This is a genomic window from Acinetobacter sp. SW-226 (assembly GCF_055632855.1).
Genome location: NZ_JBVNBD010000002.1, coordinates 93,292 through 116,483, shown reverse-complemented (window position 1 = coordinate 116,483; position 23,192 = coordinate 93,292). Strand labels below are relative to the sequence as shown.

18 protein-coding genes and 2 pseudogenes are annotated in these 23,192 nt (G+C 41.9%); 11 read left to right on the top strand and 9 right to left on the bottom strand.

The features are described from left to right. Positions 1–7: 7 nt before the first annotated feature. From ACZ8ZH_RS18405 to adeS, 3 genes and pseudogenes are all read left to right on the top strand, one after another. Positions 8–376 (top strand): annotated as a pseudogene (locus ACZ8ZH_RS18405) (IS1-like element ISAba3 family transposase); the annotation flags it as partial. Positions 377–645: 269 nt separating this feature from the next. After that, entirely contained in the window at positions 646–1,374 is a 729-nt protein-coding gene (adeR, locus tag ACZ8ZH_RS18400; protein WP_032073130.1) for an efflux system response regulator transcription factor AdeR, read from the top strand. Then, a complete protein-coding gene (gene adeS, locus ACZ8ZH_RS18395; RefSeq protein ID WP_032073131.1) occupies positions 1,364–2,470 on the top strand; it encodes a two-component sensor histidine kinase AdeS in 1,107 nt (368 codons plus the stop codon). Before adeR ends, adeS begins: the two co-directional genes overlap by 11 nt. 103 nt (positions 2,471–2,573) lie before the next feature. On the opposite strand, the gene aadT is transcribed toward adeS, so the two are convergent. The 3 genes from aadT to ACZ8ZH_RS18380 form a co-directional block, all read right to left on the bottom strand. Continuing rightward, a complete protein-coding gene (gene aadT, locus ACZ8ZH_RS18390; protein WP_032073148.1) occupies positions 2,574–4,088 on the bottom strand; it encodes a multidrug efflux MFS transporter AadT in 1,515 nt (504 codons plus the stop codon). 113 nt (positions 4,089–4,201) lie between these two features. After that, the gene (locus tag ACZ8ZH_RS18385; protein ID WP_032073149.1) at positions 4,202–7,303 is read right to left on the bottom strand and encodes a multidrug efflux RND transporter permease subunit; all 3,102 of its coding nucleotides are present in this window, start codon (positions 7,301–7,303) and stop codon (positions 4,202–4,204) included. Further along, positions 7,303–8,466, bottom strand: coding sequence for an efflux RND transporter periplasmic adaptor subunit (locus ACZ8ZH_RS18380; protein WP_032073150.1), 1,164 nt, complete (start codon positions 8,464–8,466; stop codon positions 7,303–7,305). Before ACZ8ZH_RS18380 ends, ACZ8ZH_RS18385 begins: the two co-directional genes overlap by 1 nt. A gap of 426 nt (positions 8,467–8,892) precedes the next feature. Here ACZ8ZH_RS18380 and ACZ8ZH_RS18375 point away from each other — a divergent pair, with 426 nt between their 5' ends. Next, the gene (locus tag ACZ8ZH_RS18375) at positions 8,893–9,489 is read left to right on the top strand and encodes a LysE family translocator (protein WP_074163998.1); all 597 of its coding nucleotides are present in this window, start codon (positions 8,893–8,895) and stop codon (positions 9,487–9,489) included. A gap of 27 nt (positions 9,490–9,516) precedes the next feature. Here ACZ8ZH_RS18375 and ACZ8ZH_RS18370 read toward each other — a convergent pair whose 3' ends face one another. Beyond that, positions 9,517–10,335, bottom strand: coding sequence for an AraC family transcriptional regulator (locus ACZ8ZH_RS18370; RefSeq protein ID WP_032073151.1), 819 nt, complete (start codon positions 10,333–10,335; stop codon positions 9,517–9,519). 181 nt (positions 10,336–10,516) lie between these two features. On the opposite strand from ACZ8ZH_RS18370, the gene ACZ8ZH_RS18365 reads away from it, so the two are divergent. The 5 genes from ACZ8ZH_RS18365 (at position 10,517) to ACZ8ZH_RS18345 (ending at position 15,473) form a co-directional block, all read left to right on the top strand. Then, a complete protein-coding gene (locus ACZ8ZH_RS18365) occupies positions 10,517–11,851 on the top strand; it encodes an ISNCY family transposase (RefSeq protein WP_033917544.1) in 1,335 nt (444 codons plus the stop codon). Between the two features lie 128 nt (positions 11,852–11,979). Further along, a complete protein-coding gene (locus ACZ8ZH_RS18360) occupies positions 11,980–12,300 on the top strand; it encodes a type II toxin-antitoxin system RelE/ParE family toxin (RefSeq protein WP_000897307.1) in 321 nt (106 codons plus the stop codon). Further along, a complete protein-coding gene (gene nadS / locus ACZ8ZH_RS18355; RefSeq protein ID WP_000369781.1) occupies positions 12,293–12,565 on the top strand; it encodes a NadS family protein in 273 nt (90 codons plus the stop codon). Before ACZ8ZH_RS18360 ends, nadS begins: the two co-directional genes overlap by 8 nt. 492 nt (positions 12,566–13,057) lie before the next feature. After that, positions 13,058–14,533, top strand: coding sequence for an ABC-F type ribosomal protection protein Msr(E) (gene msr(E) / locus ACZ8ZH_RS18350; protein ID WP_000052512.1), 1,476 nt, complete (start codon positions 13,058–13,060; stop codon positions 14,531–14,533). 55 nt (positions 14,534–14,588) lie between these two features. Continuing rightward, a complete protein-coding gene (locus ACZ8ZH_RS18345; protein WP_000155092.1) occupies positions 14,589–15,473 on the top strand; it encodes an Mph(E) family macrolide 2'-phosphotransferase in 885 nt (294 codons plus the stop codon). A gap of 181 nt (positions 15,474–15,654) precedes the next feature. On the opposite strand, the gene ACZ8ZH_RS18340 is transcribed toward ACZ8ZH_RS18345, so the two are convergent. The 4 genes and pseudogenes from ACZ8ZH_RS18340 to ACZ8ZH_RS18325 all read right to left on the bottom strand — a co-directional run. Then, a complete protein-coding gene (locus tag ACZ8ZH_RS18340) occupies positions 15,655–16,359 on the bottom strand; it encodes an IS6-like element IS1006 family transposase (protein ID WP_004897650.1) in 705 nt (234 codons plus the stop codon). After that, positions 16,292–17,140 carry a LysR family transcriptional regulator gene (locus tag ACZ8ZH_RS18335; protein WP_228160827.1) on the bottom strand — a complete coding sequence of 283 codons (849 nt, stop codon included), beginning with the start codon at positions 17,138–17,140 and terminating at the stop codon, positions 16,292–16,294. The genes ACZ8ZH_RS18340 and ACZ8ZH_RS18335 overlap by 68 nt, the downstream gene beginning before the upstream one ends. 54 nt (positions 17,141–17,194) lie before the next feature. Beyond that, positions 17,195–18,409 carry a chloramphenicol/florfenicol efflux MFS transporter FloR gene (gene floR / locus ACZ8ZH_RS18330; protein WP_000214119.1) on the bottom strand — a complete coding sequence of 405 codons (1,215 nt, stop codon included), beginning with the start codon at positions 18,407–18,409 and terminating at the stop codon, positions 17,195–17,197. Between the two features lie 216 nt (positions 18,410–18,625). Continuing rightward, a pseudogene (locus ACZ8ZH_RS18325) lies at positions 18,626–19,966 on the bottom strand (DUF3363 domain-containing protein); the annotation flags it as partial. A gap of 59 nt (positions 19,967–20,025) precedes the next feature. Here ACZ8ZH_RS18325 and ACZ8ZH_RS18320 point away from each other — a divergent pair. After that, positions 20,026–20,730, top strand: a complete 705-nt coding sequence (locus ACZ8ZH_RS18320) for an IS6-like element IS1006 family transposase (protein WP_004897650.1) — start codon at positions 20,026–20,028, stop codon at positions 20,728–20,730. A 148-nt stretch (positions 20,731–20,878) separates the two neighbouring features. Here ACZ8ZH_RS18320 and ACZ8ZH_RS18315 read toward each other — a convergent pair whose 3' ends face one another. Next, positions 20,879–21,445, bottom strand: coding sequence for a recombinase family protein (locus ACZ8ZH_RS18315; RefSeq protein WP_000678311.1), 567 nt, complete (start codon positions 21,443–21,445; stop codon positions 20,879–20,881). 731 nt (positions 21,446–22,176) lie between these two features. On the opposite strand from ACZ8ZH_RS18315, the gene ACZ8ZH_RS18310 reads away from it, so the two are divergent. Beyond that, on the top strand, positions 22,177–23,190 hold the full coding sequence (locus ACZ8ZH_RS18310; RefSeq protein ID WP_005006358.1) for a nucleotidyltransferase domain-containing protein: 1,014 nt from the start codon (positions 22,177–22,179) through the stop codon (positions 23,188–23,190). Positions 23,191–23,192: the final 2 nt, after the last annotated feature.

Below are 23,192 nucleotides of genomic sequence, written 5' to 3'. Positions count from 1 at the left end.
TAGAGAAATGCAAATAACTCTAGCAATCAAATGTCCAACCTGCCTCAGTGATAGTATAAAGAAAAATGGTATCAAAGTAGATGGGAAACAAAACTATCAGTGCAAAGACTGTAAACGTCAGTTTATTGGTGATCATGCACTGAGCTATCTAGGATGTAAGTCAGGTATTACTCGTAAAATATTACAGTTGATGGTCAGAGGCAGCGGTATACGAGATATTGCTGAAGTTGAGCGCATCAGTATCGGTAAAGTTTTACGTACTTTAACTGAATCAACCTATGAAATTCAGCCTCAGCAAAGTCATTATGAATCTCTCGAAGTAGATGAGTTCTGGAATTTTGTTGGAAATAAAAAGAATAAACAATGGCTTATTTTTGTTCAAAAGTCATATTTTACCTCGGAGAAACCGGACATTTTTATTGGTGAGAATATAGACACTTTAAATGGGTTCTAACACTCTCGTTTCGTATAACAGCCATTATGTTAAATGAATGATAATTGACATTTTGTTCATTAATACTGATATGCAACGAATTTTATTATATGTCACCCCTCAATTACAAATATAAATGACTGCTCGTCTAATCATCTCCATTACACAATTAAATGTTAAAATGCATAGCTACTTCATCTAAGATAAAATATATGTATCCAAATCTACAGCACAGCTTCGAAAACAGCGTCATTCTCGTTGTAGAAGATGATTATGATATTGGTGACATTCTTGAAAAATACATAAAAAATGAAAACATGCAGGTCATCCGTGCATTGGATGGACAACAAGCTTTAGAGTGCCTAAAAGCCAACTCTATCGACCTGATTCTCCTTGATATTAAATTACCCAAACTAAATGGCTGGGAAATTCTACAAATCATCCGTCAAACAAGTCATTTACCTGTCATTATGCTGACTGCCTTAGATGATCAAGTGAATAAGATCATGGGGCTAAAAATGGGTGCTGATGACTTTATTATTAAGCCATTTAACCCAAACGAAGTGATTGCACGAATACAAGCCGTACTTAGACGAAGTACAAGCCAAAATATGGAAATAACTAATATTATTCGTTATAGAAATATTGAAATTAATCCAGATCATCATCAAGTTTACATTTCAAATGGTCAAAGAAATCAGTTGCTCAACCTTACGTTAACTGAGTATAAGATACTGTTTTTGATGGCAAAAACACCGAATAAAGTCTTTACACGTAATGAATTGATCCAAAACTGTATGCCTGAAAGTGATGCTTTAGATCGCACTGTAGATAGCCATATCAGCAAATTACGCAAAAAACTTGAAGAAAATGATGTAAATGGCTTATTAATCAATGTCCGTGGCGTGGGGTATCGCTTAGATCAAAATCATGAAATTTAACTTTTTTAAAAATTCTGTTGGAATTAACTTCCAGTTTATTATCATGATGAGCCTATTCAATTTAGGCATTACGCTGTTATCTTTCATGATTGGCTATTTTGTTTATAGCTGGGCGATAAAAATAGGTTTTCTAAATACACAAGTTATTAATTCAAATGAATTTTCAGTTACCTCCGTTGACTTTATCTGGCTGTTTTTAGTGCTATTAACAGGCTTTTTTCTTTCTACTATCCTCGCCTTTAAATATGGAAAACGCTATACACAGCCAATTAGTGATTTAGCAGATGTTATTCAACAAATTCAACAAGGCAATTTAGCACTCAGAATTAAACAGCCACATCATGATATTCCACATGAAATCAAGTCTCTTATTGAGAACTTCAATGAAATGGCAAACCAACTTGAAGTATCAGTTAAGAATTCAACTGTTTGGAATGCTGCAATTGCACATGAATTACGAACACCTGTGACAATATTACAAGGTCGCTTGCAAGGTATTGTCGATGGTATATTTATTGCCGATAAAGCTTTACACCTAAGCTTATTGAACCAAGTCGAAGGCTTATCTTACCTTGTGGAAGATTTACGGACACTGACACTTATTGAAAATAAACAATTACGATTAGAACTAGAAAAGACCAATTTAAAAAATAGTATTGAAAAATGTCTGCAGATGTTTAATGAACGGTTTCATGTTAAAGGTTTAACTATTGTTTTAAATTTGACGGATAAATTGGTTTGCGTTGATATAAGAAGGATGGAACAGGTCTTTATTGCATTGTTCTCTAACTTTCTAAGATATTCGAATGCTGGAAAAATAAATATTACATCTGTAACCACAGCAGAACATTGGGTATTGACGTTTGAAGATGAAGGTCCTGGTATTGATGAATCGCATCTTAAACACCTGTTCAAACCCTTCTATCGACTGGAAGACTCTAGATCATGTCTAGATGGCGGTACTGGATTAGGCTTGGCAGTGATTGATGCAATTATTGAAGCACACCAAGGTCATATTTATTATTCTAAATCCAAAAACTTAGGTGGCAGCTGTTTTACTATTCAACTAAATCGTAAGACATCAACTCATTTATAATGTGTTAAGTTCAGATTAATACGGCTTAATTTAAACCATAAATTTAAGATAAATTGATGTCTGAACTTAACCATTCTGTTTGATGATCCTCAAATAAATTTCATCACAATGAATTCTCATCTCGATATTTAGCTAGCATAAAAAATACCACAATGGAGAGTATCCCGATGATAATCCCTGCTGTTAATAATAAATTAACATGAGCTGAACTGAAGGCAATTTTACCTGCGTTAATCAATGCTGTACCTTGTTCAACGGGTAACTGGCTCGCCACTAAATAGGTATCACCAATCGAAAGTCTGGCTTTTTCTGCTAAAACAGCAGTTAAATCTGACGGCACTTGAAGATGACTGCCAAATATATAGGCCATGAAAACACCAAATAAAGTAATACCTAGTCCTGTACCCAGTTCATAACCTGTACTTTCAAGTGAACCTGCCGCACCGCCCTTTTCTGCAGGTACTGAGCCCATGATCGCAATGGATGAAGCTGTTAAACCAATACTCAGTGTTAATCCAATCGAAGCTAAAATAAAGGGAACGATGATTCCCGGATGATGAAAATCTGAATAACTCAAACTGACCAACGCAATTGCTGCCAATATTAATGACATGGTCGCAACCAGACGGAGTCCAAATTTATTGGATAAAAAACCAGCAATAGGCCCGCCAATAGCGGCCGCAACCATAATCGGAACCATAAAAAGACCGGCTTGCAGCGGTGTTAAACGAATGACATATTGCAGCTCCATTGCCAAAGTTAACTCAACCCCTGCCAAAGCGCCTGCAGCAACCATTGCCATAATAATGCCGGCTAAAATAGCAGGACGTGAAAATAGCGAAAGATCTAGCATCGGCTGAGGAGAATTCAGCTGTTTGCGTACAAATATGGTTAATAAGCCGATAGATAAAACGACCAAAGGCAAGACAATCAACAACGACTGTTTACCGCCTAAGCCTGCTTTTAGTGCATATACAAACGAAATCAAACCGACAATCAGCAATAGCGCTTGACCAAATGCCCAATGTCCAGGGGTTATAGCTTCTTTTCGGGACAATAAGAAATAGCACATTGGTGCGACAACCAGCATGATTGGGACGTTAATCAGGAAAACTGAACCCCACCAGAAATATTCTAACAATCCCCCACCAATGAGCGGTCCAATGGCGGCACCGGCTGATCCGATTGTGCCCCAAATACCCAGCGCAATGGCACGTTCGCGACTGTCTTCGAAGGTTCTGCGAATAATACCCAATACACAGGGCATAATCATGGCACCGCCTAATGCTAATAAAGCACGTGCGGCAATCAGCATAGAAGCCGTTTGGGAAAATGCCGCAAGGACTGAGGCAATTCCAAATATAACCAAGCCAATCAGCAGAATCTTACGATTGCCGACACGATCAGCCAAAGTTCCCATCGGAACTAAAAGTCCAGCCATAAGTAATGGATAAATATCAATAATCCATAAGACTTGGTTACTTGTGGCACTCAGCGATTGGGTTAATGAGGGAACCGCAACATGCAGTACAGTCATATCAATCACAATCGGCAGAAATGCAAGCACGACAGCGAGCAATATCCACCAGCGTTTCGGATCAAGATTGGTAGCTTTCATGATTAAACCTATATTGATGGTTTATTAAATCAATTCTGAAATAAAGATGTAAATGAAAGATTTGTTGTGGGCTAAACTCGTTAACCCACAGCTTTTATTCTCAGTTTTGATGCTTAATGTGCCGCTTTACGTTTCGAGAATTTCTCAACCATGCTCATGACGACAATAAAGAAAATCGGTACAAAAATAACAGCTAGAATTGTTGCGCTGATCATGCCGCCAAAGACGCCTGTACCAATCGCTTTTTGAGTTTCAGAACTAGCGCCACTGGCAATGACTAAAGGAATAACGCCACAGGTAAATGCCAAAGATGTCATTAGGATTGGACGTAAGCGCAATTTAGCGGCTGCAACGGTTGCCTCCACTAAACCCATTCCTTCTTCTCTTAGTGCTTTTGCAAACTCAACAATCAAAATAGCATTCTTTGCAGATAGACCAATAATCGTGATCATGCCGACCTTAAAGAAAATATCATTTGGCATACCACGTAACATTACTGCTAAAAAGGCGCCAATCAACCCTAGAGGGACAACTAGCATCACAGAGAATGGAATTGACCAGCTTTCATAAAGCGCTGCCAAGACAAGGAAAACGACTAACATCGACAACAGTAATAAAAACAAGGTTTGTGATTCCGACTGTTTTTCTTCTAGAGAAATCCCAGTCCACTCATAACCCACACCTTTCGGAAGTTGTTCAATCAAATTTTCCATCTCAGTCATGGCTTGTCCTGAAGATATACCTGCTGCTGGACTGCCAGAAATACTCAATGATGGACGACCGTTGTAACGATTGTATTGTTGTGGGGAATGTTGCCAAATTGGAGTAATTATTTCAGACATTGAAACCAATTTACCGCTTTGACTGTTCACCTTAATCTGAAGAATATCTTCAATACTCATGCGTGATTTGGCATCAAGTTGCACAATGACTTGCTGCATACGGTCATGATTTGGAAAATCATTGATATACATCGAACCCATTGAGGTTGAAATAATATCGGTCACATCACTGAAATTAACACCTAATGCCTGCAATTTATCTCTATCAATTTTAAGCTGTACAGAACTGCCATCTGGCAAACCTTCAGGATAGACCTCCGCCACGATTTTACTTTGTGCTGCTAATGCTAAAAGCTGATCTTGTGCTTCTCTTAAAGCAGGCATGCCAATATTGCCACGATCTAATAATCTCAGTGAAAAACCAGATGAGTTACCCAATTCATCAATTGCTGGTGGTAACACAGACATGGTTTGACCTTCTGAACTTTCAGCCATCGCTATATTGGCATTATTCACGACTTCTTGTGCCGTAATAGTACGCTCTTCGAATGGCAATAGATTGGTAAAATACATCGCTGTATTCTGACCAGATCCACTAAAACCAAAACCTAAGACCGCCATATTGTCTTTAATCCCCGTTTCTTGGTCTAAATAATTTTGAAACTCAGCAACGACTTTACGGGTACGTTCTTGAGTTGCATCCGCAGGAAGTTGAATCGAAGTCATAAACCACCCCTGATCTTCTTCTGGCATAAACGCAGTCGGAACGTGTTTAAAACTAAAAATCAGCACAATGACAATGCCTAAGAAACATAACATTGCGAGGGTTTTATGTTTAATTACTTTAAATAAACTGCGTTCATAGCGATTGTTCAGCTTCTCAAAACTGCGATCAAACGATGCAAAAACACCCTTTTTCTGATGGTCTTGATCAATCGGTTTTAACATCGTTGCACATAACGCAGGGGTTAATGTCAGTGCAAGGAAAGCTGAGAATAAAATTGAAACCGACATGGTAATGGTGAACTGACGATAGATAATCCCCACTGAGCCTGACGCCAATGCCATCGGCAAGAATACAGCGGCTAACACTAAGGTGATGCCAATAATCGGATTGGTAATTTCCTTCATGGCTTTAGATGTGGCTTCAACTGGAGATAAGCCTTCTGTCGCCATAATGCGTTCAACATTCTCAATGACCACAATCGCATCATCGACAATAATCCCGATCGCAAGCACCATACCGAACATGGTCAGCACATTAATCGAAAAACCAGCAAGCAGCATGACTGAGAATGTGCCAAGCAATGCAATCGGTGCAACAATCGCCGGAATTAAGGTGTATCGAACATTGTGTAAAAAGATAAACATGACAATAAAAACTAATGCCATAGCTTCAAGCAATGTCATGATTACTTTTTCAATCGAGATTTTTACAAAAGGTGCAGTGTCGTAAGGTATAGAGAATTTCATACCATCAGGCAGTGCTGAACCTAACTGTTCAATTTTCGCTTTAACACCTTCTGCAGTCTTGACAGCGTTGGCACCAGGACTCATTTGTATCGCCACAGCTGTAGAGGCTTTGCCATTTTCTAAAATCGCAAAGTTATACATCTGTGCCCCGATTTCGACACGAGCGACATCCGACAGTCGAACATTGGCGCCATTTTGTTGAGCACGTAAACTAATTTTCTTGAATTGCTCTACAGTTTCTAATTGACCTTGAGCAGTTAAAGGAATAGTAATTTGTTGCCCCGTCAAAGCAGGAACATCACCAATACGACCTGGTGATATCGGCAAGTTTTGGTTTTGGATGGCTGTATTCACATCTTGAATACTCAATCCATAAGAAACCAAACGATCTGGATCGACCCAAATCCGCATGGCTTTTTCAGCACCAAAATTTTGGACTTTACCAACACCGTCAACCCGCTTTAATTCTTCAATCACATAGCGAGTCATATAGTCACTGACATCAATTTCACTATATTTGCCATTCGGTGAACTTAAGCCCACCATCATTAAAAAACCAGACGACGCAGCATCGACCATCAGCCCTTGTTGTCGCACTGTTTGAGGTAAGCGTGACTCAATGGCTTTAATTTTGTTTTGCACATCAATTTGTGCAAGTTCTACATCTGTACCTGGTTTAAATGTTGCGGTGATTGTTGCTGTTCCAGAACTATCTGAACTTGAACTGTAATAAAGTAAGTTTTTGACACCTGACATTTCCCGCTCAATCAAGGTCACAACACTATCATTCAATGTTTTTGGCGTAGCACCTGGATAGATTGCCGTAATACTAATCTGTGGTGGCGCAACACTTGGGAATCGTGCAATAGGTAACTTGGGGATGCTTAGTACACCCAACAGAATAATAAATAAAGCAATCACCCATGCAAAAATAGGACGCCTAATGAAAAATTGGGACATTATTGCTGTCCTCCATTTTCCTTAATATTTGTAGGTTGCCACTGCTTAATTTTTAATTTTTGCTCAGGCTGTATACGATCAGCCCCTTCAACAATGACTTTCTCACCTGCTTGTAACCCTTGTTTGATCACATAGTTATTTTGATAACGTTGACCAAGCTGAACAGGCTTGCTTTGCGCTAAACCTTTTTGATTAACAATCGTAACATTGGCTTTACCACTAATATCATGTTGAATCGCTTGTTCTGGAACTAGGAGCGCATTTTCAACTTGAGCTCGGCTCATATTGACTCGAACATACATGCCTGGCAAAAGTTTTTGATTTTCATTATTGGCTAAAATACGGATTGTGACATCACCCGTATCAGGATCAACTTTAGTATCCGAAAATAGGATTTCACCTGTAACGTTATAAGGTTTACCCTGACTATTTAGGATTTCAACCGTATGTTTGGTATTTGACACGTCACCTTGCTGTAAAGCTTCCTGTAGTTTTTCATAATCACTAATTGATTGCTTTACATCAACATAGACTTTATTAATCTGTTGTATTACGGCCATTGCATTAGTATCACCTTGACCAACTAATGCACCCTCAGTCACTAAGATTTCACCAATCGTTCCCGAGATAGGGGCTGTAACAGTCGCATATTTAAGATTAAGTTGTTGTCTGCTTAACATGGCTTGCATTTGCGCCACATCGGCTTTTGCTTTTTGATAATCTGCTTCGGTATTGTTGTATTCCTGCTGACTAACCGCATTTACTTTTACTAATTCAGTGTAGCGTTTTAACAGCACCTGCAAACGTGTCACCTCAGCTTGTGCACGGTTTAAAGTGGCTTGATTGCTTTTTACATCTGCCTGAAATATTTCAGAATTCAATTTAAAAAGCGGTTGACCTGCTTGCACATAAGAGCCTTGCTTAAAAAGTACTTTATCAACAATTCCACCTACTTGCGGGCGAATTTCAGCAATACGGTAAGCGACAACACGGCCTGGAAGATTTTCAATTAAATTCATGGAATGCGGTAATACCGTGATGGTACTGACAACCGCTGGTGGCATTTCTGTTGGGGACTGTTCAGCATCTTTGGCTTGTGTACAGCCGATTAAAAGTACAGTTGTAATAAGTATTGAACCTATTAAATGATAATGTGTTGACATGCTTTTTCAGAGGGGGGGTTTTAGATACTACTATTTTGAAATAGCAGTGTTTATGAATTGCTGATGTTGTGTGGAGATTGTGTGGAGATTGTGTGGAGAGATTAAAAGATTTATTTTTTAATGACACGCTTAAACAGCGTGGCTTGTAAATTAGTATAAATAATTTTGTTGTTCTACAATTTTGATCGTATCTTAGTTTTTTCTCATAGTTCATGAACTTTAAAATTCTAAACCAAGACTAATATTTATATAAGCAATTGAAAATACAATACATAGTTTCTTTATACACTTATGAAGTGAACTTTAGGTGAACATAAGTTAAATAGAAATTTTTAATTAGTTCAGCACAAACGTACAATCTTTAAGGCCTATAACTCGATACCGTTCTCTCTTTGATGTTTATTGCTATCTAATTGAGTGAACTCTGTGGAAATATTTCTTTATACATTAAGCGTTATGTATAGCCCAGGCCCTGTAAATTTTATGGGGCTAAATTCTGGCCTTACAGGTCAATTAAAAAAGACTATAGGATTTTACCTAGGCATTGGTTTCGCCATGTTGATCTTATTCGTATTGTTTGGCTATATAGGTGAAGCTGTTATTCCACATGGATTGATTCATTATATTGCTTTAGCGGGTGCAATTTATACATTCTACTTGGCTATAAAAATGATTAGGGCGAATGTAGAAACAACTCAACAGCAAGAAAGCCATCTAACATTCTTAAATGGCTTATTTATTCAGTTATTAAATCCAAAAGCCATTCTCGTCATTCTACCTGTTACGACAATTATGTACCCTGCAGCCAAAATCACAGGAATCATGATCTTGATAGTTTCTTTACTGATTTCACTTGGTGCTGTTGGCGCACCATTCACCTATGCTCTGGTTGGAAAAGTATTAGGCAACAAAATTGCTAATCCTATCTGGTTTAATCGGCTAAATAAGCTGATGGGTATACTCTTGATTTTATCAGGGCTTTTTATGTTCAAAGATTTTCTTAATGGAATAAATCTGCTGTAGGACAAATTAGCCGTTCAAATCGAACGGCTATCTTTTAATATTTATCATTTTCCATTGAGTGGGAGTTAAACCAAATGTTTTTATAAAATGTCTGGTCATATGACTCTGATCAAAAAAGCCTGCATTTAAAGCAGCATTAACAATAGACTCCCCTTGAGCAAGGTAGAACTTAACTGTTTCTAAGCGACGCATGATCATATAACGGTGTGGGCTAGTTCCAAATAATAATCGGAAATCACGAGAAAGGCTCCAGCGGTCACGATCAGCATGTTTCTCTAAATCTGACAAACTTAAGTTTTCATGTGGATACGCCAAAATACACTCACGCGCTCTCTCTGCTGCCTTGTAGTCAAATTTTTTGTTTTGGTTAGATGAAGTATCTGAAATTTCACACAGTGTAGTTGCCAAATCAAATAGAGCATCTTCCTCTTCTAGGGTATCCATATAATTATTTATATTATTTAGAAAGCTATCCATTGCCCTAAACAGGCGAATATCATTACTTAAGCCATGTCTGATAAAAGGCAAAGGTTTACCCTTTAAAATGGTTTGGATCATCGCTGGTTCGATGTAAATCATTCTATAGCGATAGCCATCTAATGTTCCTGATTCACCATCATGCTTTTCATCCGGGTGTAGAACCATAGTCATGCCTGGCAAGCTATGTTGCAATGTACCTTTGTAATGAAAGTTTTGAACTCCGGAAAGAGTCCTGCCAATAGCATAAGTATCATGTCGGTGAGGTTTATAAGCATAATTGGAAAGAAATGCTTCAATTCTTTCTAATTTATGATTTTGAGTGGGGGATCTCACAATCCAATTATTTCCACTGGAGAAATCAGGCATAATTGATGGCCAATTTTTCGTAGATTCTATTGTAGATTATTTTTCACTTTTCCTAAAATTAACATAATACACGTTATACGTAATGCTTGTGTTAGAAACCATTTAAAGTGTCTGTATTCTCACCAATAAAAATGTCTGGTCTATGATGCGCATCAACATCATGGACTGGATATGAATCGAGATGCTGATCACTATGTCTGACAAGGAAATACAACGTATTGCAGTGCTGCAAGATGTTCGAGATCGACGTATTACACAAGTCCGTGCTGCTGAAATTCTGAATCTTTCAACCCGTCAAATTACCCGGTTATTGCACAAGCTCAAGCAAGACGGTATTTCAGGCCTGACACATGCCAGTCGTGGTCAACCGGGTCATCGTCGCCATGATGAAGCCGTAAAGTCTGAATGCCTTTCCCTTATTTCTGAACATCTGCTGGGCTTTGGCCCAACCTTGGCGCATGAGAAGCTCAGCAGCATGTTTGACCTGAATATTCCTGTGGAAACGGTTCGTCGCTGGATGACTGCCAATGAACTCTGGATTCCGCGATCCAAGCGTCTGAAACGGCCATATCAGCCTCGATATAAGCGGGATTGCTTCGGTGAACTGATCCAAATTGATGGCTCATATCATGACTGGTTTGAAGGTCGAGCTGCAAAATGCTGCTTGCTGGTTTATATCGATGATGCCACTGGAAAGCTGTTGCATCTGCGCTTTTGTGAGGCTGAAACCACCTTTGACTATATGCTTTCCACCCGAGCCTACATTGAACAATACGGCAAGCCGCTGGCCTTTTATAGTGACAAACATTCGGTATTCAGAGTGAACCAGAAATCCAGTCAGGACAGTCAGATCACACAATTTGGCAGGATTCTGAATGAGTTAAACATTGATATTATCTTTGCCAACTCCCCACAGGCCAAAGGTCGTGTGGAACGTGCTAACAGGACACTGCAGGATCGTCTGATCAAGGAGATGCGCCTGGAAGGCATCTGCTCGATTGCCGAAGCCAATGCATGGCTGCCCTGCTTTATTGAGCATTTCAATCAGAAGTTCGCCAAGTGTGCGAGAAATTCCAAGAACTTGCATCGCCCTTTAACCGAATCTGATCTTGAACTGGAGGATATTTTCACCTGGCAGGAACCACGTAAGGTCACTAAGAATCTGACCATCACCTATGACAAATGTATTTATATGCTTGAGCCAACAGTACTGAATCATAAGCTGGTTGGGCAATACATTTCATTTCTGGAGTATCCAGATGGCACTGTGGCCATCATGCATGAAGGACGGAAGATCAACTATAGCGTCTTCAATAAACTGGCTGGACTGCAGCAAAATGAAGTGGTTGAGAATAAACGGTTAGGCGCAGTCCTAGCTCATATTCAACAACAACACGAAGAGTTGGAAAAACAGAATAAACGTTCCCGTCTCAAGAAAAGTATGCCGAGCCGTAAAGCTCAGAAAGCTGTTATTGAACAAAGAAATTTAAATCCTGTGCTTGACTCTTATGGTTAAAAACAGGACATTTTAAATGGTTTATCGCATAGACATTTTAATTGGTGAATAACAGAGATCTACCAGCTCTCGTTTTTTGTTATGGAAACTGCTAAAATTCAAATACGCCATTGACGTATAAAGAGTCCATGTTATTTATTGAAACCAGCATCTTTACCAAGCAAATTAAAGACCTTGTATCTGATGAGGAATATCGTCAACTTCAGCAAGATCTTTTGGTACAGCCTGATAGAGGTGACCTAATCAAGAATGGCGGTGGTATTCGCAAAGTACGTTGTGCTCAAGGTAACAAAGGGAAAAGTGGTGGGATACGGGTGATTTATTATTGGGTCACCGAGGATGATCAGATCTTTTTCTTAGTGGCTTATCCAAAATCAGTAAAAGATAATTTAACAGATAAGGAAACCGCCATTCTGCACCAACTCGTGAAGGAGCAATTTCATGGATAACAACTTATTTGATGACTTGGTTGCTTCAATCAAAGAAGCTGGAGCTATCAAACGTAAAGAAGTTAAAGCAAGCCGAGTTACAGAACTCGAATTGCCTGATATTAAAGAAGTACGTGAAAAAACTGGCTTGAGCCAAAATGAATTTGCTGCACGTCTACATATTAGCCCCCGTACCCTGCAAAATTGGGAACAGGGACGACGCTATCCAACTGGACCAGCAGCTACATTGATTCGAATTTTAGATGCTCACCCAAGCCTTATTTGAAAAAATTACTTAAAAAATGGGAGCTTAAGGCTCCCATTTTTATTTCGTATAAGGTGTATTATGTTAATTTTAGAAAATCTTCACTACTATTATTTTAAAATAAGCCTTATATCCAAGCATAAAACAAGGTTGTCTAGACTTCTTTTAACAGTAAAGTTATCATAAAACTGAATTTTATTTTTTAGGTAAGTTTATGCATTCTATCCGCATTCGTTAAGACACAACTATTTGCATAGTGACACTATTTTATAATGGTGGGCTTTTGTTGTGTCTTTAAGAATATATGCGGATATATAAAGTAAAAGTATGCTTAATTTATAAGTATGCTTTTAGTGCATAGTTTCCAGTTATAACTTAATTGACTAGCTATTTGTCCACCCTGTGGATGAATAGCTTTTTTTTTGGGAGGACACTGTGATGCTAGCTTTTGTTTTCACCTAAATCCTGTTTGCTGCATAAAAAATTTCAAGAGCTAAACAGGAGTAAATAAAAATGAGTTTAATTATTAAAGCGAGAAACATACGCTTGGATTATGCTGGGCGTGATGTTTTGGATATTGATGAATTGGAAATTCACTCTTATGACCGTATTGGTCTTGTGGGTGATAACGGAGCAGGAAAGAGTAGTTTACTCAAAGTACTTAATGGCGAAATTGTTTTAGCCGAAGCGACATTACAGCGTTTTGGTGATTTTGCACATATCAGCCAACTGGGCGGAATCGAAATAGAAACGGTCGAAGACCGGGCAATGTTATCTCGCCTTGGTGTTTCCAATGTACAAAACGACACAATGAGTGGCGGAGAGGAAACTCGTGCAAAAATTGCTGCCGCATTTTCCCAACAAGTACATGGCATTCTAGCGGATGAACCAACCAGCCACCTTGATCTCAATGGAATAGATCTACTTATTGGTCAACTTAAAGCATTTGATGGAGCATTACTTGTTATCAGTCATGACCGATATTTTCTTGATATGGTTGTAGACAAGATATGGGAGTTAAAAGACGGTAAAATTACGGAATATTGGGGTGGTTACTCGGATTACTTGCGTCAAAAAGAAGAAGAGCGACAACACCAAGCCGTAGAATATGAGCTGATGATGAAGGAACGGGAGCGATTAGAATCTGCTGTGCAAGAAAAACGCCAGCAAGCTAATCGATTAGACAATAAGAAAAAAGGAGAAAAATCCAAAAACTCTACCGAAAGTGCTGGACGACTTGGGCATGCAAAAATGACTGGCACCAAGCAAAGAAAACTGTATCAGGCAGCTAAGAGTATGGAAAAGCGTTTGGCTGCATTAGAAGATATTCAAGCACCAGAGCATTTGCGTTCTATTCGTTTTCGTCAAAGTTCAGCCCTAGAACTGCACAATAAGTTCCCGATTACGGCAGATGGTCTGAGCTTAAAATTTGGTAGCCGTACTATCTTTGATGACGCTAACTTTATAATACCGCTTGGCGCTAAAGTCGCTATAACTGGATCGAATGGAACAGGGAAAACGTCCTTGTTAAAAATGATATCAGAACGTGCTGATGGATTAACCATATCTCCAAAAGCTGAAATTGGCTACTTTACACAAACAGGATATAAATTTAACACGCATAAATCTGTGCTCTCCTTTATGCAGGAAGAGTGCGAGTACACAGTTGCGGAAATTCGTGCAGTATTGGCTTCAATGGGGATCGGAGCGAATGATATTCAAAAAAACTTATCCGACTTATCGGGAGGTGAAATCATCAAACTGCTTTTATCCAAAATGCTTTTAGGAAAATATAATATTTTGCTTATGGATGAACCAGGAAACTATCTTGACCTAAAAAGTATTGCCGCATTAGAAACAATGATGAAGTCCTATGCAGGAACTATTATCTTCGTATCTCATGACAAGCAATTGGTCGATAATATTGCTGACATTATCTACGAGATCAAAGACCACAAAATCATCAAGACTTTTGAGAGAGATTGTTAATGATAGCCAATCTAATCCGAACATTAATTATTGAACTCTTTAAAGGAAATTAAAAATGACAATTCAAGATATTCAATCACTTGCTGAAGCACACGGCTTGTTGCTTACGGACAAAATGAATTTCAATGAAATGGGCATTGATTTTAAGGTCGTTTTTGCTCTTGATACAAAGGGGCAACAATGGTTGCTGCGTATTCCTCGTCGTGATGGCATGAGGGAACAAATCAAGAAAGAAAAACGCATTTTAGAATTGGTAAAAAAACATCTTTCTGTAGAGGTTCCTGATTGGAGAATTTCATCTACAGAATTAGTGGCTTATCCCATACTTAAAGATAATCCTGTTTTAAATTTGGATGCTGAAACCTATGAAATAATTTGGAATATGGACAAAGATAGCCCGAAATACATAACATCTTTGGCAAAAACCTTATTTGAAATCCATAGTATTCCTGAAAAAGAAGTTCGGGAAAATGATTTGAAAATTATGAAACCTTCAGATTTAAGACCTGAAATAGCAAACAATTTGCAGTTAGTAAAATCTGAAATTGGTATAAGTGAGCAATTGGAAACCCGCTACAGAAAATGGTTGGATAATGATGTTCTATGGGCAGATTTCACCCAATTTATACATGGCGATTTATATGCTGGGCATGTACTAGCTTCAAAGGATGGAGCTGTTTCAGGCGTTATTGATTGGTCAACAGCCCATATAGATGACCCAGCGATTGATTTTGCTGGGCATGTAACTTTGTTTGGAGAAGAAAGCCTCAAAACTCTAATCATCGAGTATGAAAAACTAGGGGGTAAAGTTTGGAATAAACTATATGAACAGACTTTAGAAAGAGCAGCGGCCTCTCCTTTGATGTATGGTTTATTTGCCTTAGAAACTCAAAATGAAAGCCTTATCGTTGGAGCAAAAGCTCAGTTGGGAGTTATATAATTTAAAAATATGATTGCTGAGAACTGCCTTGTTTTGAAACTTGGTTGGCTTTAATTAGTTTTTAGTATTCTTTATAGAAAATGCCTCGATCAAGGGGCATTTCTAACAATCATTTAACATAAAATTTCTGGCACTGTTGCAAATAGAGATTTGAGTCGATGATGTTCCCTTTAAAAAGTACTTAGAGACCGAAAACCCTGTTGATTAGACACACTTCACCCTGAGGCTGACCATAATAAAATGACGATGCTTGTCCTTTACGTAGTGCACGCATGACTTCAATACCTTTAATTGTGGCATAAGCCGTCTTCATAGATTTGAATCCTAATGTGGCCCTGATGATCCGCTTTAGCTTGCCATGATCACATTCAATCACGTTATTTTTAAACTTAATCTGCCTGTGCTCAAGGTCTGGTGGACATTTACCTTCCCGTTTTAACCGTGATAAAGCACGTCCATATGTGGGTGCTTTATCCGTGTTGATCACTTGTGGAATTTGCCACTTCTTCACATTATTTAAAATTTTTCCAAGAAAACAATATGCTGATTTGGTATTACGTCTAGAAGAAAGATAAAAATCAATGGTATCGCCACGTTGATCGACTGCACGATACAGATAAGACCATCGTCCATTCACTTTTACATAGGTTTCATCAATATGCCACGAGCTCAGATCTGTAGGATTACGCCAATACCAGCGTAAACGTTTTTCTATTTCAGGAGCATAACGTTGAACCCAACGGTAAATAGTCGTGTGATCAACATTCACACCCCGTTCGGCCAGCATTTCCTGCAGTTCACGATAGCTAATGCCATATTTACAATACCAGCGCACAGCCCAAAGAATGATTTCGCCCTGAAAATGCCGACCATGGAAAGGATTCATATGCTGCACCTTTAGCTAAAACAGTCTTCAGCTTACCATTCGTGGTTATTTGCAACAGTGCCGATAGCAGCGTGTCGCGCCCCACATCAAAGCGCCGGATCGACGGTGCGGGCCAACGCCCGGCAAGGCGCAGCACGATATGGTCATGGACCTGCGGGCCGGTGCCACCATAGCGAACAATGAAAGTCTCGCCGACCAGATCGGACCAAGTGATTGCGGACTGCCCGGCGAGGCGATGCCCATCCGATAGCACGGCCACCAGCGGTTCGGTCCAGATCGGTCGGGTATGGCAGTCGGGCATCTCGGGCTTGCCCGCGACGAACACCACGTCGAGCTGGTCAGCACGAAGCTGCATCACCGCATCGCGGGCTGTGCCTTCGGTGATCTCAACCTCAATGCCCGTATGTTCTTCCCGATAATGACGGATCAGCTCCGTGAGAAAGCTGCGTGGGATTAAGGCATGGATGCCGATGCGAAGCCGGCCGTATTCTCCTTGAGCTGTCATGCCTGCGGTCTTCACTGCGTGATCGAGTTGATCGACACCCGCCGTGACACGCTCCATGAAGTGCCTGCCTGCGTCTGTTAGCCGAACGCCCCGCGCATGGCGCTCAAATAGCAGGACACCAAGGTTATCCTCCAGCGCTTTCACACGCGCGCTGACGCTCGACTGGCTGATACCAAGTGCCTTGGCCGCATGCCGAAAATTCAGATGCTCGGCGACGGCGATGAACTGAACAAGGGAAATGAGCGGTATCCTGCCAGACAGGATACCGACATTCACGAGGTTTCGATGGTTAGTGCGCCGCATCGGAGCGGGCCTGCTACCAGTCGTCGGTTAGACGACTGGCGACTTCTCGGTGGCAGCCCCACGGAGCCGAAGGAGCACCAGCCCCAACGAAACCAGTACCGCCATCGCCGTGGCGTAACAGATCACGGGCCACGCTGTGTCACCGTTTAAAAGTGCCACCGCCAATGTCCCGACAATGCTGACTATCAGGCTTTGAACGCAGAAGTAGAACGCGACCGCTGATCCCGCGATGTCGTCGAACTCTGCCAAAGCGCCGTTCGCGGTAACGGACACCGTGAAGACAATACCGACCGCGACAACCCACATCGGTAGGATGAAGGTGAGGAATGACGGCGAGCCGTAAAGTTCGCCGATCCCCAACAGGACCGCTCCGCAAACAAGCAACGCCATCCCACGCGCCACGCATCCTGCGATGCCCCATCTGGCGACAAAGGACTTCGCGAAACGGGTTGTCACGATCATTACAAGCGCGACAGTGGCGAAGGCAAAGCTGAATCCGATCTCGGAATATTCCGCTTGGCCTATGAGCACACGGGGAGCCGTCGAGAAGAAGACGAAGAAGGTGCCCATACCGGCGCTAAAGCCGACAGTGTAAACCCAAAAAGCCGGACTCGCGAAGATCGGCAAGACAGATCGGCGCGTCTTGACTTGATCCAGAGGGCGGGTTTCGTGCCACCTGAAACCCGCATTTAGGAGTGCGAGCATCGCCAGTATAGCCAAAGTAATGAATATCGCCTGCCATCCCAAGAACTCGCCGATCAATGCTCCGGCGATAGGGCCGAGCGCAGGCACGAACGCCAGCATCGAACTGAAAAGGCCGTAGATGACGACACCCTCAGGACGGTTGGCATAAACGTCGCGAACCGTCGCGAACGTCGCCACCAGCATGGCCGACGCGCCCACTGCTTGAAGTAGACGGAAAGCGACAAAGGCCGGTGCAGTTGAAGACCAAGCTGCTCCCAGAGACGCAATGACGAAAGCCGTTGCGCCCGCAAGTAGAATTGGCCGTCGCCCGATTCTGTCTGAGAGCGGACCAAAAATCACCTGGCCCACGCCGAGCATCACCATATAGAGGCTCAACGTGAGTTGGATCATAGCGGGCGTCGTGTTCAGGATGCCGGGCATCGCTGGAACGACAGGGAGATAAATATCCATCGCCAGTGAAGCGAGGATGTCGAAAGGAGCCATCAGCAGCAGTGCTGCCGGCAGCGTATAGGCCCACGCGGGGCGTGTGGTGGTCATGACGAATCAACCCTCGATTAAGGAATACCGGGCGACGTCTGCTCGTCAGCAATCAGATGAGACTAGCCTTACAGAGCGCCGCAACAACAATACTGGTTGTTGCGGCTTACTTGTCTGCTGACTTGGAATTTCCCATCTGATTACTCCACGCTTACGAATATGAATTGCTACATTTTATCCGATTATCTTTTGCTTCGCAATGCGGCATGGGCGCACTCAGCGTTCCAGCCCCCTCTGCCGCCCTAACTGCCACGACACCGACCCGCCCTGCACGATGCCCATAACCTCGCGGCCGAGTTGGCGGTCGATGATCGGCCGCCACGGGACAAGGGTGAACTCATGGGATTTCTCGACCACGGCGAACTTGCCGCTCGATAGATGCACGGTTCCGGTAAACTTGCCGCTGACGCTCTCGCCGTCCGTGGCGGCGCGGAACGGCAGGCCCTTACTCAAAGCCATATCCGATCCGACGCCGGCTACCTCGCGCTCCCGCAGGATGGCGAGAAGGTTGCGCCGGTAGAAGACGCGGCTGTCCCGGCTGCGGGTGGCGTCGCCCTGTTCGATATGGTGCTCGCGGCGCTGGTCCATGGCTTCGCGGACTTGTTGCCCGAAGCCGGTTGGCGCAAGGTCGGCCGTCTCGCCGTGGATCAGCCGCCGGTCCAGCCAGGTCGCGCCGTCCGATCCGATCTGTTTGTTCAGATCGACCGGGGAAAGGACGCGAACGCTGGCCTGACTGTCTCGGCCGGCGTCATGGGCGGCGGCACGGCTGACCAGATCATCGGGGATGCGCCATTGGTCGGCGTCGATCCGCTCGACGATACCGGCCCGGCGTAGCGCCTCCAGCCGGCGCACATGGGCATCGACATAGCCCTCATAGTCGCCGCCTGGAACGCGGCCCTCGAACTTGGCCTGCTCCAGATGGCGGCTCGGCCGATAGATGCCGTCCTTTGCAATGGCGGTAATGGTGCGGTCGGACGGCCGGGCTGCCGCCTCGGCGGGGCCGAGCTGGACGACGCTGCCGATGCGGGCGTCCTCGAGCCGCTCGAGCGCGATGCCGGCGATGTGGTGCGTGCGGCCGTCGATGCCGTCCACCACAACGGTCAGGTTCTCCCCCAGTTCGTCGGACAGGTGCTTGTCCACGACGCGGCCGACGATGGGCGTCTCGGGCGCTCCGTCATGGATTTGGAAGCTCATGGGATCGCGTTCGCCGCCCTGCGGGCCGAGCGCCTTCTGCATGGTGCGGATAATGTCGCCCCGCTCTCCAAGCTCGCGCAGGGCCGGTTCCATGTCCTTGCTCAATTCCCAAACGCCGGGCGCGTGCTCGGTCGCCAGTCCCATCTTCTCCAGCTTGGTAAGACGATGCAGGCGTAGGGTGCGCTCGAACTGCCGCCTCGGCGCTGCCGGTTCATGGCGAAGGTCGAGGAAACGGGCATCGGCTTCCTCGGCCATGGCGCGGTCGATCCGGGTGAAACGATCTTGGTCTATTTCGGCCGACAGCTTGCGCGTCTGCTCGATCTCGGTCACGGGGCCGAGTTCGAGACTGGCAAGTTCGCTGGCACTGTTGCAAATAACCACGAATGGTAAGCTGAAGACTGTTTTAGCTAAAGGTGCAGCATATGAATCCTTTCCATGGTCGGCATTTTCAGGGCGAAATCATTCTTTGGGCTGTGCGCTGGTATTGTAAATATGGCATTAGCTATCGTGAACTGCAGGAAATGCTGGCCGAACGGGGTGTGAATGTTGATCACACGACTATTTACCGTTGGGTTCAACGTTATGCTCCTGAAATAGAAAAACGTTTACGCTGGTATTGGCGTAATCCTACAGATCTGAGCTCGTGGCATATTGATGAAACCTATGTAAAAGTGAATGGACGATGGTCTTATCTGTATCGTGCAGTCGATCAACGTGGCGATACCATTGATTTTTATCTTTCTTCTAGACGTAATACCAAATCAGCATATTGTTTTCTTGGAAAAATTTTAAATAATGTGAAGAAGTGGCAAATTCCACAAGTGATCAACACGGATAAAGCACCCACATATGGACGTGCTTTATCACGGTTAAAACGGGAAGGTAAATGTCCACCAGACCTTGAGCACAGGCAGATTAAGTTTAAAAATAACGTGATTGAATGTGATCATGGCAAGCTAAAGCGGATCATCAGGGCCACATTAGGATTCAAATCTATGAAGACGGCTTATGCCACAATTAAAGGTATTGAAGTCATGCGTGCACTACGTAAAGGACAAGCATCGTCATTTTATTATGGTCAGCCTCAGGGTGAAGTGTGTCTAATCAACAGGGTTTTCGGTCTCTAAGTACTTTTTAAAGGGAACATCATCGACTCAAATCTCTATTTGCAACAGTGCCGCTTTTTATTGATTATTCATGTTCCACGCTTAAAATTCGAACAGTGTTTCATGATTTTTATAAGTTAAACTAAATTTAGTTGCTAATCCCAATAAGCTATTCACTAACTTGTAAATATCGGTATACCGCCTGACGACTAATCCCAAAAGCTTTCCCTAATGCCATTTTCGATGGATACTTCCCCTCCTTCCATGCTTGTCGTAAAGCTTCAGCTTGGTCAGGCTTTAGTTTATGCACCCGACCTTTGTACTTCCCCTGAGCAGAGGCGAGTTTTATTCCTTCCTTTTGCCGCTCTAAAATGATCTCACGTTCGAACTGTGCAAAAGCACCCATCATTTGAAGCATCAAATTATCCATCGGGGTGGATTCGGCTGTAAAAGTAATATTTTCTTTTACAAACTGGATGGCGATCCCTCGTTTGACCAGTTTATCTACTTCAGTGACCAAATCTTTTAGGCTTCGCGCAAAACGATCCATTGAATGTACAATCACCCTGTCCCCTTCCCGGACATAGTTCAACATTTCCTGAAATTTAGGTCGGTCAGTATTTTTACCTGAAGCACGGTCAACAAAAATCCGGTCGACCTCAATTCCTTCAAGTTGACGTCCAGTGTTTTGCTCGACAGAACTTACCCGGACATACCCTACTTTTTGGCCTTTCACTTTTTCACGCCCCAATTGGATAAAAATGAACAATTTCGTAAATTATAATTCTTTAACACTAAAGTTACATGTTACTTATGATTAAAAATCATTTAAATGATACATAATTTCATGAACTTTCAGATTGTAACTTTAGGGTATAGTCTAAAGTAACAGAATGAATATTCTACCCCCGATAGAAACAGCCGTACTCTGGGGGGAGATTTTTTTGATGTGCAGGTGCCGACCCTTACCAGAAGGCACTGTTGAAAATAACCACGAATCGTAAGCTGAATACTCTTTTAGCTAAAGGAGCAGCATATGAATTCTTTCCATAAAATTTAGGCTTGTATACCCAGAAAAATGTGGAACTTCTTAGGTTTCATACATGAGGATTTTGATAGGCTCACTGACTATTTTAAATTGTGTGCCTTAACTCTCTGTTCTAAAAGGCTATTCAGAATTTTTAGACTGTTTATTTTGAACATTCTTTTTACTCTGTGGTGGCGATGCCGTAATTGGACCTTGCAAGATGCATGGTCGTGTATGGGCGATGTCCAGAAAGAATTTGACTCAAAACTATTTTAGTTGGGAAGGAATGCTAAAAATTGGAGATTGATACATCTCATCGTTTGTTTAAATATTTTTTGATTAAATTTTCCCTTTAAAAATTCTATTTTTTTTAATGTCTTAACTTGTATTTAATATAGGAGATCCCCATAACAACAAAAGCACTACAGGAATACAACAATATGGCGAATCCACAAAAACACTATGCTAAGTTCCACACAAATATTCGATTAGGTCGTTATGACGAAGAAAGTACATTACGTGAAAAACGTGACCTTTTGATTAGCACCTTAAAAGATGAACTCAAAAAGGATCCAAATGGTCCTCAATTTGTTGAATACTTTAATCAAGGTAGTTATGCCTTGGGCACAGGGATTAAGCCTAAGAATGGAGATTATGATATTGATGTAGGAGTTTTATTAGATTGTGACAAAGAGGAATATGGCTCAGTAGAAATTAAAAAAATTGTTAGAGATGCTTTAACTCATTCAAATAGAACTGTAACGATCAAACGACCTTGCGTAACTGTCACTTATCTCAAAAATGGTAGTCCCGATTATCATGTAGATCTGCCCATCTACGCTGAAGACGACAAAGGCAATATGTATCTAGCTCGAGGTAAGGAATTCTCCTCTGAAGACCTTAAGACTTGGGATATTTCAAATCCTACTGAACTTACCGATACAATTTTGGGAAAATTTGAAGATGATTCAGATTTACGTCATCAGTTTAGACGATGTACTCGCTACTTGAAACAATGGCGAAATGAGAAAGGTCTAGATTTTTTTAAGAGTATTGCTATCACTACAGCTGTATATGAGCATATAACAGCTGAAGATTATGAGAATGATAATAAGGTATTACTTTCTATAGTAAATAATGTATTAGATCAATTCACTACCTTTAGCATTGATCCAGAAAATAACGAGTATTACTTCAGACTCGTAATTAATTTACCTGCACATCAAGGTGTAGACTTACTCGAAAAATTGACCCGAAAACAAATGGAGCACTTAAAATCAAAACTTGAAGATTTAAAATCATCTTTAGAAGCTGTAAATGAGGAAACTGATACAGTAGAAGCTTGCAAAATTTTAAATAAAACTTTTGGAAGACAATTCCCTATCCCTGAAATACAAGAAGTGTCCGAACCAGTAGTACAAACTTATTACACTCAAGAAGGAAAATCTGCTTAGGA